This is a genomic window from Mycobacterium alsense (assembly GCF_002086635.1).
In the GTDB taxonomy this organism is placed as follows: domain Bacteria; phylum Actinomycetota; class Actinomycetes; order Mycobacteriales; family Mycobacteriaceae; genus Mycobacterium; species Mycobacterium alsense.
Genome location: NZ_MVHD01000009.1, coordinates 1 through 16,315, shown reverse-complemented (window position 1 = coordinate 16,315; position 16,315 = coordinate 1). Strand labels below are relative to the sequence as shown.

Sequence of the window (16,315 nt, the reverse complement as noted above, 5' to 3'; positions counted from 1 at the left end):
GCGAATAGTACGGAAATGTGGCCGGGTTGCCAGCGACCGAACCGCCGGGTCCCTATTCGCGCTCGGATTCTTGTTGCGCCTTCTCGGCCGCCTTCTCGGCCGCCTGAGCCGCCGCGCTGCCCGGCCGCTTGCGCTGGACCCAGCCCTCGATGTTGCGCTGCGGTCCCGCCGACACCGCCAGCGCCCCCGGCGGCACGTCGTCGCGCACCACGGTTCCGGCGCCGGTGTAGGCCCCGTCGCCGACGGTCACCGGCGCGACGAACATGGTGTCCGACCCGGTGCGCACGTGCGAGCCGACGGTGGTGCGCCGCTTGGATTCGCCGTCGTAGTTGACGAAGACGCTGGAGGCCCCGATGTTGCTGTGCTCGCCGATGTCGGCGTCGCCCACGTAGGTCAGGTGTGGAACCTTGGTGCCGGTCCCGATGTTGGAGTTCTTGGCCTCCACGAACGCACCGAGCTTGCCCTCGGCCCCCAGCACGGTGCCGGGCCGCAGGTAGGTGTACGGGCCGACCACCGCGCCGTCGCCGATCGACGACGACGTGGCGTGCGTGCGGATCACCGACGCGCCGTCGCCGACGGCGACGTCGGTCAGGGTGGTGTCGGGCCCGACGACGCAGCGGCCCCCCACCCGCGTGCGGCCGAGGAGCTGGGTGCCGGGATGCACGACGGTGTCGCGGCCGATGGTCACGTCGACGTCGATCCAGGTGGTCGCCGGGTCCACGACGGTCACGCCCGACAGCTGGTGGGCGGCGACGATCCGGCGGTTGAGCTCGGCGCCCAGTTCGGCCAGCTGGACGCGGTTGTTGACCCCGGCGACCAGCGCGCTGTCGTCGACGTGCTGGGCGCGCACGGTCAGGCCGTCGCCGCGCAGGATGGCGACGACGTCGGTCAGGTACAGCTCCTGCTGGGCGTTGTCGGCGCTCAGCCGGCTCAGCGCCGAGCGCAGCGCCGCGACGTCGAAGGCGTAGACACCGGCGTTGACCTCGCGGATCTCGCGTTGCGAGGCCGTCGCGTCGGTGTGCTCGACGATCGCCATCACCTCGTTGTCCTGCGTGCGCAGGATGCGGCCGTAGCCGTCCGGGTCGTCCAGCGTCGTGGTGAGCACCGTGACCGCGGCCGACTGCGCCCGGTGGGTGGCGATCAGGCCGGCCAGGGTGTCGGAGTCGAGCAGCGGCGTGTCGCCCGAGGTGACGACGACGGTGCCGGCGTAGTCGTCGGGCAGGGCGGACAGCCCGCAGCGGACCGCGTGGCCGGTGCCCAGCGGCCGCTCCTGCAGGGCCACGTCGATGGCGCGCCCCAGGGTGTCGGCGAGCTCGGCGACCAGCGGCGCGACCCGCTCGTGGTCGTGGCCCAGGACCACCACCAGGTGCTGCGGCGCGACCTTGGCGATCGCGTGCAGCGAATGCGACAGCATGCTGCGGCCGCCGATCGTGTGCAGCACCTTCGGGGTGTCCGAGCGCATCCGGGTGCCGGGCCCGGCCGCGAGGACCAGGACCGCGGTGTCACCACGAGACGACATCAACTCTCCTCTTGCTCCGTCGCCAGGACTCGAACCTGAACTCTCAGAACCAAAATCTGATGTGCTGCCGATTACACCACGACGGATTGCCGGCCCAGGGCGGCCGCGCCACCAAAAGACTCTAGACGGTGCGCGGGTTTGGGTCGCGTCCAACCGATACGCTGGTTGACGTGGCCGTTCTGGACCGGGACCCGGATAAGACGGATAAGGAAGCCCGGGCGCCCCGCGCACGCATGACCGGCAGCGATCGCCGCCAGCAGCTGATCGGCATCGCGCGGTCGCTGTTCGCCGAGCGCGGCTACGAGGGGACCTCGATCGAGGAGATCGCCCTGCGCGCCAACGTGTCCAAACCGGTGGTCTACGAACATTTCGGCGGCAAGGAGGGCCTCTACGCCGTCGTCGTCGACCGGGAGATGTCGGCGCTGCTCGACGGCATCACCTCGTCGCTGACCAACAACCGGTCCCGGGTGCGGGTGGAGCGGGTCGCGCTGGCGTTGCTCACCTACGTCGAGGAGCGCACCGACGGCTTCCGCATCATGATCCGCGACTCGCCTGCCGCGATCAGCTCGGGCACCTACTCTAGCCTGCTCAACGACGCCGTCAGCCAGGTCAGCTCCATCCTGGCCGGCGACTTCGCCCGCCGCGGCCTGGACCCCGACCTGGCGCCGCTGTACGCCCAGGCGCTGGTCGGCTCGGTGTCGATGACGGCGCAGTGGTGGCTCGACACCCGCGAGCCCAAGAAGGAAGTGGTCGCCGCCCACCTGGTCAACCTGATGTGGAACGGCCTGATCGGCCTGGAGGCCGACCCCCACCTGCAGGACGAGTAGGTTCGGCTCCGCGCCCGTCACGCCGGGGCGAGATGAGACCGGATCGTTCGCCCCACGTCACGCCCGGCGCGGGCCGAATATCGACCAAAGTCGGGTCCCTAGAATGGATTCATCATGACCGCACCGGGGACTTCTCACCCAGAAACCCCGATCGCCGGGCTCGTGGATCTGGCGCTCAGCGCGCCGACCTTCCAGCAGCTGATCGACAGCGCGGCCGCCCGGCCCGCCGAGTTGAGCCTGGTCGGCCCCGCCAGCGCCCGGGTGTTCGTCGCCGCCGCACTGGCGCGGCTGGGTCCGCTGCTGGTGGTCACCGCGACCGGGCGCGAGGCCGACGACCTGACCGCCGAGCTGCGCGGCGTGTTCGGCGACGCGGTGGCGCTGTTCCCGTCCTGGGAAACCCTGCCGCACGAGCGGCTCTCGCCGGGCGTCGACACCGTGGGCACCCGCCTCATGGTGCTGCGCCGGCTGGCGCGCCCCGACGACGATCGGCTGGGCCCGCCGCTGCGGGTGGTGGTGACGGCGGCGCGCTCGCTGCTGCAGCCGATGACGCCGCGGCTGGGCCTGGTGGAGCCGGTCGCGCTGCGCGTCGGCCAGGAGATCGAATTCGAGGGTGTTCTCGCCCGGCTGGTGGAGCTGGCCTACACCCGGGTGGACATGGTCGGCCGGCGCGGCGAGTTCGCGGTGCGCGGCGGCATCCTCGACGTGTTCCCCCCGACGGCCGAGCACCCGGTGCGCGTCGAGTTCTGGGGCGACGAGGTCAGCGAGATGCGGATGTTCTCGGTCGCCGACCAGCGCTCCATAGCCGAGCTGGAGATCGACGCGCTGGTCGCGGTGCCCTGCCGTGAGCTGCTGATCACCGACGACGTGCGGGAGCGCGCCGCCGCGCTCTCGGAACAGCTGGCCGCGGGGCGGCCCCCGGGCGAGCCCGCCATCACCGGCACCGTCACCGACATGCTGGCCAAGCTGGCCGAGGGCATCCCGGTCGACGGCATGGAGGCGCTGCTTCCGGTGCTGCGGCCGGCGGAGGATGGGGCGCATGTCCTGCTGACCGACCAACTCGCCGAGGCCACGCCGGTGTTGGTCTGCGACCCCGAAAAGGTGCGGACCCGCGCCGCCGACCTGATCAAGACCGGGCGCGAATTCCTGGAGGCGTCGTGGTCGGCGGCGGCGATGGGAACCTCGGAAAGTCAAGCGCCCGTTGATGTTTCGCAGCTCGGTGGATCCGGGTTCGCCGAACTCGACGAGGTGCGGGCCGCGGCGGCCCGCGCCGGTCATCCGTGGTGGACCCTGAGCCAGCTGTCCGACGAGTCGGCCGTGGAACTCGACGTGCGCGCGGCGCCGTCGGCGCGCGGGCACCAGCACGACATCGACGGCATCTTCGCGATGCTGCGCGCCCATGTGTCGACCGGCGGGTACGCCGCCGTCGTCGCCCCCGGCGCCGGGACCGCGCACCGCGTGGTGGAGCGGCTCGGCGAGTCCGACACCCCCGCCGCCATGCTGGAATCCGGTGCGGCGACCCAAGATCGGCTCAAGCAAGGGGTCGTCGGGGTGCTCAAGGGCCCGCTGCACGACGGCGTCGTCATACCCGGCGCCAACCTGGTGGTGATCACCGAGACCGACCTGACCGGCAACCGGGCCACGGCGGTCGAGGGCAAGCGGCTGGCCGCCAAGCGACGCAACACCGTCGACCCGCTGGCGCTGACCGCCGGCGACCTGGTGGTGCACGACCAGCACGGCATCGGGCGGTTCGTGGAAATGGTCGAGCGCACCGTCGGCGGCGCCCGGCGCGAATACCTGGTGCTCGAGTACGCGTCGAGCCGCAGGGGAGGTGGGTCCGACAAGCTTTATGTCCCAATGGATTCGCTGGACCAGCTGTCGCGGTACGTCGGCGGTCAGGCGCCCGCGCTCAGCCGGCTCGGCGGCAGCGACTGGGCCAACACCAAGACCAAGGCCCGCCGCGCGGTGCGCGAGATCGCCGGCGAGCTGGTGGCGCTGTACGCCAAGCGGCAGGCCAGCGCCGGGCACGCGTTCGCTCCCGACACCCCGTGGCAGGCCGAGATGGAGGACGCGTTCGGGTTCACCGAGACGGTCGACCAGCTGACCGCGATCACCGAGGTCAAGGCCGACATGGAAAAGCCGATCCCGATGGACCGGGTGATCTGCGGAGACGTCGGCTACGGCAAGACCGAGATCGCGGTGCGCGCGGCGTTCAAGGCGGTGCAGGACGGCAAGCAGGTGGCCGTGCTGGTGCCCACCACGCTGCTGGCCGACCAGCACCTGCAGACGTTCGGCGAGCGGATGGCCGACTTCCCGGTGACCGTCAAGGGGCTGTCCCGGTTCACCGACGCCGCCGAGTCCCGCGCCGTCATCGACGGCCTGGCCGACGGGACCGTGGACATCGTGATCGGCACCCACCGGCTGCTGCAGACCGGGGTGCGCTGGAAGGACCTGGGGCTGGTCGTCGTCGACGAGGAGCAGCGGTTCGGCGTCGAGCACAAGGAGCACATCAAGTCGCTGCGCACGCACGTCGACGTGCTGACCATGAGCGCCACCCCGATCCCGCGGACGCTGGAGATGAGCCTGGCCGGGATCCGCGAGATGTCGACGATCCTGACCCCGCCGGAGGAGCGTTACCCGGTGCTGACCTACGTCGGGCCGCACGACGACCGGCAGGTCGCGGCCGCCCTGCGGCGCGAGCTGCTGCGCGACGGCCAGGCGTTCTACGTGCACAACCGGGTGAGCTCGATCGACCGGGCCGCGGCGCGGGTGCGCGAGCTGGTGCCCGAGGCGCGGGTCGTCGTCGCGCACGGGCAGATGCCCGAGGAACGCCTGGAGCGCACGGTGCAGGGCTTCTGGAACCGGGAATACGACATCCTCGTGTGCACCACCATCGTCGAGACGGGCCTGGACATCTCGAATGCCAACACGCTCGTCGTCGAGCGCGCCGACACCTTCGGCCTGTCCCAGCTGCATCAGCTGCGCGGCCGGGTCGGCCGCAGCCGGGAGCGCGGCTACGCCTACTTCCTCTATCCGCCGCACGCGCCGCTGACCGAGACGGCCTACGACCGGTTGGCGACCATCGCGCAGAACAACGAGCTCGGCGCGGGCATGGCGGTCGCGCTGAAGGATCTCGAGATCCGCGGCGCCGGCAACGTCCTTGGCGTCGAGCAGTCCGGGCACGTCGCCGGCGTCGGGTTCGACCTGTACGTGCGGCTGGTGGGCGAGGCGGTCGAGGCGTACCGGGCGGCCGCCGACGGGCAGACGGTGACCACGCCCGAGGAGCCCAAGGACGTGCGGATCGACCTGCCGGTGGACGCCCACCTGCCGCCGGACTACATCGCCAGCGACCGGCTGCGGCTGGAGGGCTACCGGCGGCTGGCCGCCGCCTCGGACGATGCGGGCATCGCCGCCGTCGTGGAGGAGCTCACCGACCGCTACGGGGCGCTGCCCGAGCCCGCCGAACGGTTGGTGGCGGTGGCGCGGCTGCGGCTGCTGTGCCGCGGCGCCGGCATCACGGAGGTGTCGGCCCCGTCCGCGGCGACGGTTCGGCTGTCGCCGGTGACGCTGCCCGACTCGGCCCAGGTGCGGCTGAAGCGGATGTACCCCGCGGCGCACTACCGCGCGACGACGTCGACGGTCCAGGTGCCCATCCCGCGGTCCGGCGGCCAGAGTTTCGCGGGCGCGGCGCGCATCCGCGACGTCGAGCTGCTGCAGATGGTGGCCAACCTGGTGACCGCGTTGCGGGGGGAACCGCAGATAGACCTTGGTATAACGGGGGCGTCACCGGCTGCGATGTCGAGGAGGAGCGGCGCTTGATCGTCGTCTTGTTCGACCCCCGCCGCCCGGCGCTGGTGCCGGTCGAGGCCATCGAGCACCTCGCCGGGGAGGTGCAGTACACCGAGGAGATGCCCGTCGCGGTGCCCTGGTCGCTGCCGGCGGCGCGGCCGGTGCACTCCGGGGACCCCGACGCCCCGGCGCCGGTGTTGCTGTCCTCCGATCGCGACCACCCGGCGGTCACCGCGCGGTTGGCGGCCGGGGCCCGGCTGATCTCGGCGCCGGACGCGCCGCGCGGCGAGCGGCTGGTCGACGCCGTCGCGATGATGGACAAGCTGCGCACGGCGGGGCCGTGGGAGAGCGAGCAGACGCACGACTCGTTGCGCAAGTTCCTGTTGGAGGAGACCTACGAGCTGCTCGACGCGGTGCGCAGCGGCGACTCCGACCAGCTGCGCGAGGAACTCGGTGACGTGCTGCTGCAGGTGCTCTTTCACGCCCGCATCGCGGAGGACGCGCCGCAGTTTCCGTTCACCATCGACGACGTTGCGGGCACGCTGATGCGCAAGCTGGGTAACCGGGTGCCCGGAGTGCTGGCGGGAGAACCGATTTCGCTCGAGGAGCAGTTGGCGCAGTGGGAAGAGGCCAAGGCCTCAGAAAGGGCGGCGAAGTCGCGGAGCTCGGTGATGGACGACGTCCACACCGGCCAGCCGGCATTGGCCCTGGCGCAGAAAGTGATTCAACGCGCGGAGAAGGCGGGGCTGCCCGCGGACCTAATTCCCGCCGAGATGACCTCGATCACCGTGTCGGGCGACGTGGACGCCGAAAGCGCGCTTCGCGCAGTGGTTTTGGAGTTCGTGGACACGGTCCACAGTGTGGAACGGGCGATCGCGGCGGCGCGCCGCGGCGACAGTGTCGCCGAGGAGCTCGACGCGGCTCCGCTGGGCGAGGTCACCGAGGAGGAATGGCGCTCGCACTGGCCGTCCGCCGCGGCGTCGGAGGCGCCGGCCGGGGGCCCGGACTGAATTGGGAACGGTTCAGATCAACCTCGTATCAAGTCGAGAACAGCGATGGCCCCGCTATTTGCCCCCGCCACCGGGCTCGGACGGGTGAGTTGCGGGTGAAATGCGAATGCGTGGGGTGGGCGGTGTTCCGAGTTTGCTAGCTGTCGGCCCGGGCAGCTAACCGCGGATTCGCGTTCCGCGGGCGCCGCGGGCGCGCGCCGGGCCCCCGAATCGACCGGGTAGTCCGGAAACCCGTGGGACGATGGTGATGGTCGACGTTTGTGTAGGTGAAGCGCAGGGGAGCTCTTTAAGGATGGTGTCGCCGGGGCGTTGGTTGCGCGCGGGCGCCGTGATCGGCGCGACCGCCATGCTTCTCGCCTCCAGTTGCACCTGGCAGCTCAGCCTGTTCATCCCCGACGGGATCCCGCCGCCCCCCGGGGATCCGGTGCCTCCGGTGGACACCCACCTCAGCGGCCGCCCCGCGGATCAGTTGCGCGGGTGGGCCGAAGAGCGGTCGACGGCGTTGGAGATCCCGGTCATCGCGCTGGAGGCCTACGCGTACGCCGCAAGAGTCGCCGAGGTCGAGAACCCCAAATGCCATATCGCGTGGACCACACTGGCGGGCATCGGGCAGGTCGAGAGCCACCACGGCACCTACCGGGGCGCGACGCTGTCGCCCAACGGGGATGTGAGCCCGCCCATTCGGGGCGTCCGCCTCGACGGCACCGGGGGAACGATGCGCATCATCGACAGCGACGAGGGTGCCGACGGCCCGGACGGCGAGGGCGAGGTGGTCCGCGCGATGGGTCCGATGCAGTTCATCCCGGAGACCTGGCGCCTGTACGGGGTGGACGCCCACAACGACGGGCGGCTGAGCCCGGACAACATCGACGACGCGGCGCTGGCGGCGGCGGGTTACCTGTGTTGGCGTGGAAAGGATCTCGCCACCCCGCGGGGGTGGATCACCGCGATGCGGGCCTACAACAACTCCGGCGTCTACGCGCGGGCGGTGCGGGACTGGGCGACCGCCTACGCGGCGGGTCACCCGTTGTAGCAGGATGTATCGCTGACCGACGCTTTAGGACGCAAGGAGAACCCAGTGCCGATTATCGAGCAGGTCGGAGCCCGCGAGATCCTCGACTCCCGCGGCAACCCGACGGTCGAGGTCGAGATAGCCCTGATGGACGGGACGTTTGCCCGGGCAGCGGTGCCGTCGGGTGCGTCGACCGGCGAGCACGAGGCCGTCGAGTTGCGTGACGGCGGTGAGCGTTACGGCGGCAAGGGTGTGCAGCAGGCGGTGCAGGCCGTGCTCGACGAGATCGGCCCGGCCGTGATCGGCCTGAACGCCGACGATCAGCGGTTGGTGGACCAGGCGCTGGTGGACCTCGACGGCACCCCCGACAAGTCCCGGCTGGGCGGCAACGCGATCCTGGGCGTGTCGCTGGCCGTCGCCAAGGCGGCCGCCGACTCCGCCGAGTTGCCGCTGTTCCGCTACATCGGCGGGCCCAACGCGCACATCCTGCCGGTGCCGATGATGAACATCCTGAACGGCGGCGCCCACGCCGACACCGCGGTCGACATCCAGGAGTTCATGGTGGCGCCGATCGGCGCGCCCAGCTTCGCCGAGGCGTTGCGGTGGGGCGCCGAGGTGTATCACGCGCTCAAAGCGGTGCTGAAGAAAGAGGGGCTTTCCACCGGCCTGGGTGACGAGGGCGGATTCGCCCCCGACGTGGCCGGCACCACCGCCGCACTGGACCTGATCGGCCGGGCCGTCGAATCGGCAGGTTTCAAGCTCGGTACCGACGTGGCGTTGGCCCTCGACGCGGCGGCCACCGAGTTCTACACCGACGGCACCGGCTACAACTTCGAAGGCGCCACCCGCAGCGCCGAGCAGATGGCGGAGTTCTACGCCGGCCTGCTCGGTTCCTATCCGCTGGTGTCCCTCGAAGACCCGCTGTCCGAAGACGATTGGGATGGCTGGGTTGCGCTGACCGCGGCGATCGGCGACCGGGTGCAGATCGTCGGCGACGACATCTTCGTCACCAACCCCGAGCGGCTGGAAGAGGGTATCGACAAAGGCGTGGCAAACGCGTTGCTGGTCAAGGTGAATCAGATCGGCACGCTGACCGAGACGCTCGACGCCGTCGCCCTGGCCCACCACAGCGGGTATCGCACGATGATGAGCCACCGCAGCGGCGAGACGGAAGACACGACGATCGCCGACCTGGCGGTGGCCGCCGGCAGCGGCCAGATCAAGACCGGCGCGCCGGCCCGCAGCGAGCGCGTGGCCAAATACAATCAGCTGTTGCGCATCGAGGAGGCCCTGGGCGACGCGGCACGTTACGCGGGCGACCTGGCGTTCCCCCGGTACGCACTGGAGCAGAAGTAGGTTGAATTAGCTTGGCGGCCAAGCCCGATCCGAAGCGGCGCTCGCCGGCCTCGCGCCCGGCGAAGGCCGGCGATTCGGTTCGGCGCCGTCGTTCCACCGGGCCTTCCGCGCCCGCGCAGACGGCCGCGCGTAACACCTCGCTGCACGAGCGGGTGGTCGAGCCCATCAAGCGGCAGGTCGCCGAATCCGTCGAGCAGCGGTCCGACCAGCGGCTGGGCTTCACCGCGCGGCGGGCGGCGGTGCTGGCCGCGGTGATCTGCGTGCTGACCCTCACCATCGCCGGCCCGGTGCGCACCTACTTCGCGCAGCGCACTGAGATGGACCAGCTGGCCGCGAGCGAGGCCGCGCTGCGCCGCCAGATCGCCGATCTCGAGCAGAAGAAGGTGAAGCTCGGCGACCCGGCTTACATTGCGGCGCAGGCCCGCGAGCGCCTCGGATTCGTGATGCCGGGGGACATCCCGTTCCAGGTGCAACTGCCGCCGACGGCGGCGGTGCCGCCGCAGCCCGGTGCCGAGACCGCGAAACCGGCCAACAGCGATCCCTGGTACACCTCGCTGTGGCATACCATCGCCGACGCCCCGCACCTGCCACCGGCGCCGCCCCCGGAGGCGCCGCCGAGTCCCCCCACGCCCGGTGGTTGATCGTTCCGATCTGGAGGCCGTCGCGCGTCAGCTCGGGCGTGAACCGCGCGGGGTGCTCGAGATCGCCTACCGGTGTCCCAACGGCGAACCGGGCGTGGTGAAGACCGCGCCGAAACTGCCTGACGGAACACCCTTTCCGACGTTGTATTACCTGACGCATCCGGCGCTGACCGCGGCCGCGAGCAGACTCGAGACGACGGGGTTGATGCGTTCGATGACCGAGCGATTGCGGACGGACCCCGACTTGGCGGGCGCGTACCGGCGGGCCCACGAGTCGTATCTGGCCGAGCGGGACGCGATCGAACCGCTGGGCACCACGTTCTCCGCCGGGGGAATGCCGGACCGGGTCAAGTGTTTGCACGTGCTGATCGCACACTCGCTGGCCAAGGGCCCAGGCATGAATCCGCTTGGCGACGAGGCGTTGGCGCTCTTGGCCGGGGAGCCGGCGATGGCCACGGTCCTGGTGGTGGGGCAGTGGTGAGCCGGCTCGCGGGGATTGACTGCGGCACCAACTCCATTCGGTTGCTGATCGCCGATGCGGACGCAGGCCGGCTGCGCGATGTGCATCGCGAGACGCGGATCGTGCGGCTGGGGCAGGGTGTCGACGCGACGGACCAATTCGCACCGGACGCGATCGCGCGAACCCGGGCCGCGCTGGCCGACTACGCGGCACTGCTGGCGGCGCACCGTGTCGAACGGGTGCGGATGGTGGCGACCTCGGCGGCCCGGGATGTCGCCAATCGCGATGTCTTCTTTGCGATGACGGCCGAGGTGCTAGGCGCCGTGCTGCCCGGGGCGATCGCGGAGGTGATCACCGGCGCGGAGGAGGCCTCGCTGTCCTTCCGGGGCGCAGTCGGCGAATTGGACGGCGCCGCCGGGCCTTTCGTCGTGGTCGACCTGGGCGGCGGATCCACCGAGATCGTGGTCGGCGCCGAGCAAGCGCTGGCCGGCTACTCGGCCGACATCGGGTGCGTCCGGCTCACCGAGCGGTGCCTGCACTCGGATCCGCCCACGCCGGCCGAGGTGGAGGCGGCGCGCGAGTTGGTGCGCGAGCGGCTCGACACGGCGCTGCGCGTGGTGCCCGTGGAGGGGGCGCGGACGTGGGTCGGGCTCGCGGGAACGATGACCACGCTGTCCGCGCTGGCCCACCGCATGGTGACGTATGACGCTGCGGCCATTCATCTTTCGCGTGTCGCGGTCGGTGATCTGCTGGCGGTGTGTTCGCGGCTGGTCGGCATGTCGCGGGCCGAGCGTGCGGCACTGGCGCCGATGCACCCGGGGCGGGCCGATGTGATCGGCGGCGGCGCGATCGTGGTGGAGGAGCTGGCGCGGTCGCTGCGAGCCCGCGCCGGCATCGACGAGCTGGTCGTCAGCGAGCACGACATCCTGGATGGGATCGTGCTGTCGATCTTGGGGTGATGGGGGCGCTCAATCACAACTGCCACATGCGTTTCTGGCAGGAAGTGGCACCCTGTTTGCCCGCCTCACAGCGACAACTCCGAGCGGTGTCGGACCCTTGTGCGACGGTTCGAGGATGAACCGACCACTGAGAGGAACCGAGCTTCGCTACGTGCTGGCGATGCACTTGGCCGTGCACGGACCGGCCACCATCACGGAACTGATTGATGTGCTCGACTGGCATGGCTTTTGCGTCGACGGCCGGCCGTCGAAGGTGGTGTCGGACGCGTTGCGGTGGGAGATCGGGCGCGGCAGGGTGTACCGCCTCGGCCGCGGCAGGTATGGACCGGGCTACATGCCGCGCTCCACGGAATACCGAATCCACCAACGGGTCTTGGCATTACGTGCGGAGGCCAAGTTGTCGCTGTGAGGCGGGCAAATGGCCATCACTTCCGGGCGGATACGGAAGTGGCGGATGTGATTCGAGGGGTGAAGCCGACGACGGCTTGGTGACTCACCGCTCTCCGTCAGGTGTTGTCCGGGCCGGGGCCCGGGCCGGAGATCATCGGCAGCCGCACCCGGAACACCGTTCGGCCGTCGGAGGATTCGGCGGTCACCGAACCGTGGTGGGCCTTGACGATCGAACTGACGATGGCCAGGCCCAGCCCGATCCCCGAACCGCTGTACCTCGACGTGTCCGCGCGGACGAACCGCTCGAACAGCCGGGGGAGGAGGTCCGCGTCGATGCCGGGCCCGTCGTCGGCGACGGTCAGCTCCGCGTGGGGCTCGTCGGTTCCGTTGCGGTGGCGGGTGATTCCCGTGGTCACCGTGACACCCGGCGGCGTGTGCAGGCGGGCGTTGCTGAGCAGGTTGCTGACCAGTTGGTACAGCCGGTCGTGGTCGCCGCGCACCCACACCGGCTCGTCGGGAAGATCCTTGACCCAATTGTGAACCGGTGAGGCCACCGCCGCGTCGTTGACGGCGTTGACGACGAGGTCGGCCAGGTCGACGTCCTCGGTCTGCAGATCCTGGCCCTCGCCCAGCCGCGACAGCAGCAGCAGCTCGTCGACGAGCAGCGCCATGCGCTGCGCCTCGGATTCGATGCGGGCCAGCGCGTATTCGGTGGTCGGCGGAAGCTCCGAACTGTCCTGCCGGGTCAGCTCGGCGTAGCCCTGGATCGCGGCCAACGGGGTCCGCAGCTCGTGGCTGGCGTCGGTGATGAACTGTCGCATCCGCAGGTCCGACTCGGCTCGATGCGCCAGGGCGCTATCGACGTTTTCCAGCAACCGATTCAGCGTGTGCCCGACGATCCCGACCTCGTTGTTGGGGTCGGTGTCGCGCGGCAGCACCCGCACGCTGATCCGTTGGTCGCCGTCGGTCAGCGGCATGGCGGCGACCTCGGCGGCGGTCGAGGCCAGCCGGCGCAGCGGTCGCAGGGTGTACCCCACCACCCAGACGGTAAGCGCCGCGGTAAGGACCAGCGCCGCCGTGACCAGCGCGGTGGTGGTGAGTTGCTTGCGGACGATGATCTGTTCGGCCCGGGCCAGCGAGACGCCGACGATCAGCTGGTCGGGGCCGTCGACGCGACTGTCGACCCGGTAGGACCCGAGGCTGCCCAGCTGGACCGTGCGTGGTGGGGCATCGGGCCACCGCTGCCCCTCCAGAGCCGCGACCACGTCGGGCGGCGCGGGTCGTGCCTCGGCTTCGGAGAAGACCGCCGACCCGATCACCACACCGCCGCGCAGCACCGCGATGACGTTCCCCGGCGTTTGATCGGTGAACTCCAGCATCGCCTGCGAGATCGGCCGGTCCTCCGGCCGCACCAGCGAGTGTTGGCTGTTGCGGAACCTGGTGTACGAATTGCTCAGCGCGTCAAGGGATTGGTCGACGTCGGCGTCGCTCATCGCGGTGACGTAGCTGCGCAGGCTCAGCACGGAGACGACGCCGACGCTCACCAGGACCACGCTGACGATGGTCAGCACGCCCAACAGCAACTGGCGGCGCAACGAGTGGGGAAACCACCGCGGAAGGTTCCTGGATACCGTGTTCCGCCGGCGGGTCATTCCGGTGGGCGCAGCATGTATCCGACACCGCGGACGGTGTGGATCATCGGCTCTCGTCCGGAGTCGATCTTCTTTCTCAAATAGGAGATGTACAAGTCGACGATGCTGGTCCGCCCCGCGAAGTCGTAGTTCCAGACGCGGTCCAGGATTTCGGTGCGGCTGAGCGCGCGGCGGGGATTGCGCATGAGGAAGCGCAGCAGTTCGAACTCGGTCGACGACAGCGAAATCGGGGTGCCGCCGCGGCTGACCTCACGGCTGGCGGTGTCCATGTGCAGGTCGCCGACTTTCAAGGACTCCGCGGCGGGTGGGCTCTGGTGGCTGGAACGCCGCAACAACCCGCGCAGCCGGGCGACCAGTTCCTCGAGGCTGAACGGCTTGGTCATGTAGTCGTCGGCGCCGGCGGTGAGGCCGGTGACGCGGTCCATCACCGAGTCGCGGGCGGTGAGGAACAGCGTCGGGGTGTAGGCGTCGGATTCGCGGATTCGCTGCAGTATTCGCAGCCCGTCCACGTCGGGCAGCATGATGTCGAGGACCAGAACGTCGGGGTTGGCATTCTCGAACTTCGCCATGGCCTCGCGCCCGTTGTGGGCGATGTCGACGACCCAGCCCTCGTAGTGCAGCGCCATCTTGACCAGGTTGGTGAGCGCGGGCTCGTCGTCCACCAGCAGCACCCGGATCGGCGAGCCGTCGGGCCGGTAGATGCGGGGCAATTGCCCCAAAATGGCCTGGCGCGGCCGCTGGCTACCTGCGTATCCCGACATCACGGTCATGCTCTCGCATTCTCGCAAGCACACATGGGGTTGTCACGGACTTCATAGGATTCTCAAATAAAACTCTGTTGTGCAGCCCACGCTTGGCGGACTCAAATATGAGTCTTATATGTGTCACATCGGCACGCTTGATGAGGCGCCGGTGTCGAAAAATACTGATGCGCATGGTCGTTGGTGCGACGGAGCCCGCCCGGTTCGGGCGGTAGCTCTCCCAAACCAGCGGCATGCGAACAAATTTCATTGATTAGAAGACGCTGCACTTTGGCAGTCGCCGTCGTAGCGGGACAGCTACGCACGACGGCCCGGGACCGATGTCCTGAAATGTGGTGGTACGAAATGCTTTTCATAGCGACAGCAGCCTGCCAGCCATCAAAAGAGATGGTGGCGGCCGGTGCGGCCGCATCAACATCGGTGGCTTTGGCCACCGTTCACTCGAGAGATAGGGGCAGGCGATGGACTTCGGCGCGTTGCCACCAGAAATCAATTCCGGCCGGATGTACCTGGGGCCGGGGCCCGGTACGTTGTTGGCCGCCTCGGCGGGATGGGAGTCGCTGGCCGCCGAGCTGACCGACGCAGCCAACGGCTACCGGTCGGTGATCGCGAGCCTCACCGACGAGTCGTGGACGGGCCCGACGGCGATGTCGATGGCGGCCGCGGCCGCCCCCTACATGGCGTGGATGACGGCCACCGCCGCGCAATGCCAGCAGACGGCGACGCAGGCCACGGCCGCCGCGGCGGCCTTCGACGCCGCCTATGCGATGACGGTGCCGCCGCCGCTGATCGTCGCCAACCGCGCTCAGCTCATGGCGTTGATCGCCACCAATATCCTGGGGCAGAACACCCCGGCGATCATGGCCACCGAGGCCGAGTACGGCGAGATGTGGGCCCAGGACGCGACGGCGATGTACAACTACGCCGCGAGTTCGGCGTCGGCGTCGACGTTCAGCAATTTCACTTCGCCGCCGCAGACGACCAATCCGGACGGGGTTGCCGGCCAGGCCGGTGCGGTCGCCAAAACGGCGGGCACCCAGGTCGGCGGAAATGTCCAGACGACGACGGCGCAGCTGATGTCCTCGGTGCCACAAACGCTGCAGAGCATGTCGACCCCGGGCGCGGCGTCCGCCACGGGGGTGGCGCCGGCGGCGGAGGGCACCGCGGCGTCGCTGGGTGCCTCGGGGGCGACGACCCCGCTCAGCGCGCTGTCGAGCGTGACCGGCTCGTCGGGCAAGGCCGCCACCAAGAGCGCGAGCACCAGCGCGAGCGCCGTGTCGGGCCTGGCCAATGCGCTGACCCCGGCCGCGAGCGGGCTGGGCCTCGATGCGCTCGGCATCGGCTCCGATATGGCCGGCTTCGGCGCCGACGGCGGCGGGCTCGGCCTGGACGGGTACGGCCTGAACCTGGACTTCCAGGGCCTGGCGCTGGACTACGAGGGCGCCGGTTCGATCCTGGGGGCCGAGGGCGTTCCCGGCTTCCCGACGCCCGGCAGCATCGGCGGGATTAGCCCGCCCATCCCCGGGCTGGGCGGGGGCGCCTCGGCGGGCCTGGGCGAGGCGTCTTCGCTGGGCACCCTGTCGGTTCCGCCGACCTGGTCCGAGGCGGCGTCGGCGGTCACGCCGCTGCCGATGGACGCCAATGCCATGCCGGGCGGCTACGGGGCCGCCACGGTGTCGACGCCCACCACCGGCATTTCCAAGCTGCCGCTGGGCGGCATGATCGGGCGCGAATCCGACGGCGCGGTTCAGCGAATCGGGTTCCGCACGTCGCTGATCCCCCGTTCGCCGGTCGCCGGTTAGCCGGCCGGACAAACGACGGGGCCGCACACCGATCGGTGTGCGGCCCCGCTCTGAGCGTGCGGTGTCAGGCCCAGCTGGACCCGACGGCGCTGTCGGTGCTGGCCATGTTGTTGCCGGCGGCTTGCACCTTCTGCCCGTGG

The 16,315-nt window shown here is 70.1% G+C and carries 13 protein-coding genes, 1 tRNA gene and 1 pseudogene; 10 read left to right on the top strand and 5 right to left on the bottom strand.

Going from position 1 to position 16,315, the window contains the following annotated elements:
• Positions 1 to 52: 52 nt before the first annotated feature.
• Together glmU and BST11_RS07890 are read right to left on the bottom strand one after the other, a co-directional pair.
• Entirely contained in the window at positions 53 to 1,519 is a 1,467-nt protein-coding gene (gene glmU / locus BST11_RS07895) for a bifunctional UDP-N-acetylglucosamine diphosphorylase/glucosamine-1-phosphate N-acetyltransferase GlmU (protein WP_083137379.1), read from the bottom strand.
• Positions 1,520 to 1,533: 14 nt separating this feature from the next.
• Positions 1,534 to 1,605, bottom strand: a tRNA-Gln gene (locus BST11_RS07890).
• A 147-nt stretch (positions 1,606 to 1,752) separates the two neighbouring features.
• On the opposite strand from BST11_RS07890, the gene BST11_RS07885 reads away from it, so the two are divergent.
• The 9 genes from BST11_RS07885 (at position 1,753) to BST11_RS07845 (ending at position 11,979) form a co-directional block, all read left to right on the top strand.
• Positions 1,753 to 2,346, top strand: a complete 594-nt coding sequence (locus tag BST11_RS07885; protein ID WP_131806033.1) for a TetR/AcrR family transcriptional regulator — start codon at positions 1,753 to 1,755, stop codon at positions 2,344 to 2,346.
• A 114-nt stretch (positions 2,347 to 2,460) separates the two neighbouring features.
• Positions 2,461 to 6,162, top strand: a complete 3,702-nt coding sequence (gene mfd / locus BST11_RS07880; protein ID WP_083137378.1) for a transcription-repair coupling factor — start codon at positions 2,461 to 2,463, stop codon at positions 6,160 to 6,162.
• Entirely contained in the window at positions 6,159 to 7,142 is a 984-nt protein-coding gene (locus BST11_RS07875; protein ID WP_083137377.1) for a nucleoside triphosphate pyrophosphohydrolase, read from the top strand. Before mfd ends, BST11_RS07875 begins: the two co-directional genes overlap by 4 nt.
• A 295-nt stretch (positions 7,143 to 7,437) precedes the next feature.
• Positions 7,438 to 8,175, top strand: a complete 738-nt coding sequence (locus tag BST11_RS07870) for a lytic transglycosylase domain-containing protein (RefSeq protein ID WP_142276243.1) — start codon at positions 7,438 to 7,440, stop codon at positions 8,173 to 8,175.
• A 45-nt stretch (positions 8,176 to 8,220) separates the two neighbouring features.
• Complete coding sequence (eno, locus tag BST11_RS07865; protein WP_083137375.1) at positions 8,221 to 9,510, top strand: phosphopyruvate hydratase; 1,290 nt, start codon at positions 8,221 to 8,223, stop codon at positions 9,508 to 9,510.
• Positions 9,511 to 9,521: 11 nt separating this feature from the next.
• On the top strand, positions 9,522 to 10,151 hold the full coding sequence (locus BST11_RS07860; RefSeq protein ID WP_142276242.1) for an FtsB family cell division protein: 630 nt from the start codon (positions 9,522 to 9,524) through the stop codon (positions 10,149 to 10,151).
• On the top strand, positions 10,144 to 10,632 hold the full coding sequence (locus tag BST11_RS07855) for a DUF501 domain-containing protein (protein WP_083137373.1): 489 nt from the start codon (positions 10,144 to 10,146) through the stop codon (positions 10,630 to 10,632). The genes BST11_RS07860 and BST11_RS07855 overlap by 8 nt, the downstream gene beginning before the upstream one ends.
• Positions 10,626 to 11,570 carry a Ppx/GppA phosphatase family protein gene (locus BST11_RS07850; RefSeq protein WP_142276241.1) on the top strand — a complete coding sequence of 315 codons (945 nt, stop codon included), beginning with the start codon at positions 10,626 to 10,628 and terminating at the stop codon, positions 11,568 to 11,570. The genes BST11_RS07855 and BST11_RS07850 overlap by 7 nt, the downstream gene beginning before the upstream one ends.
• 115 nt (positions 11,571 to 11,685) lie before the next feature.
• Positions 11,686 to 11,979, top strand: a complete 294-nt coding sequence (locus tag BST11_RS07845) for a hypothetical protein (protein WP_083137372.1) — start codon at positions 11,686 to 11,688, stop codon at positions 11,977 to 11,979.
• A 97-nt stretch (positions 11,980 to 12,076) separates the two neighbouring features.
• Here the strand turns inward: BST11_RS07845 and BST11_RS07840 are convergent, their stop codons facing one another.
• On the bottom strand, positions 12,077 to 13,612 hold the full coding sequence (locus BST11_RS07840; RefSeq protein WP_083137371.1) for a sensor histidine kinase: 1,536 nt from the start codon (positions 13,610 to 13,612) through the stop codon (positions 12,077 to 12,079).
• Positions 13,609 to 14,382, bottom strand: coding sequence for a response regulator transcription factor (locus tag BST11_RS07835; protein WP_068213553.1), 774 nt, complete (start codon positions 14,380 to 14,382; stop codon positions 13,609 to 13,611). The genes BST11_RS07840 and BST11_RS07835 overlap by 4 nt, the downstream gene beginning before the upstream one ends.
• Before the next feature lie 452 nt (positions 14,383 to 14,834).
• On the opposite strand from BST11_RS07835, the gene BST11_RS07830 reads away from it, so the two are divergent.
• Positions 14,835 to 16,175, top strand: a complete 1,341-nt coding sequence (locus tag BST11_RS07830) for a PPE family protein (RefSeq protein WP_083137370.1) — start codon at positions 14,835 to 14,837, stop codon at positions 16,173 to 16,175.
• Positions 16,176 to 16,239: 64 nt separating this feature from the next.
• Here the strand turns inward: BST11_RS07830 and BST11_RS07825 are convergent.
• Positions 16,240 to 16,315 (bottom strand): annotated as a pseudogene (locus BST11_RS07825) (type VII secretion protein EsxI); the annotation flags it as partial.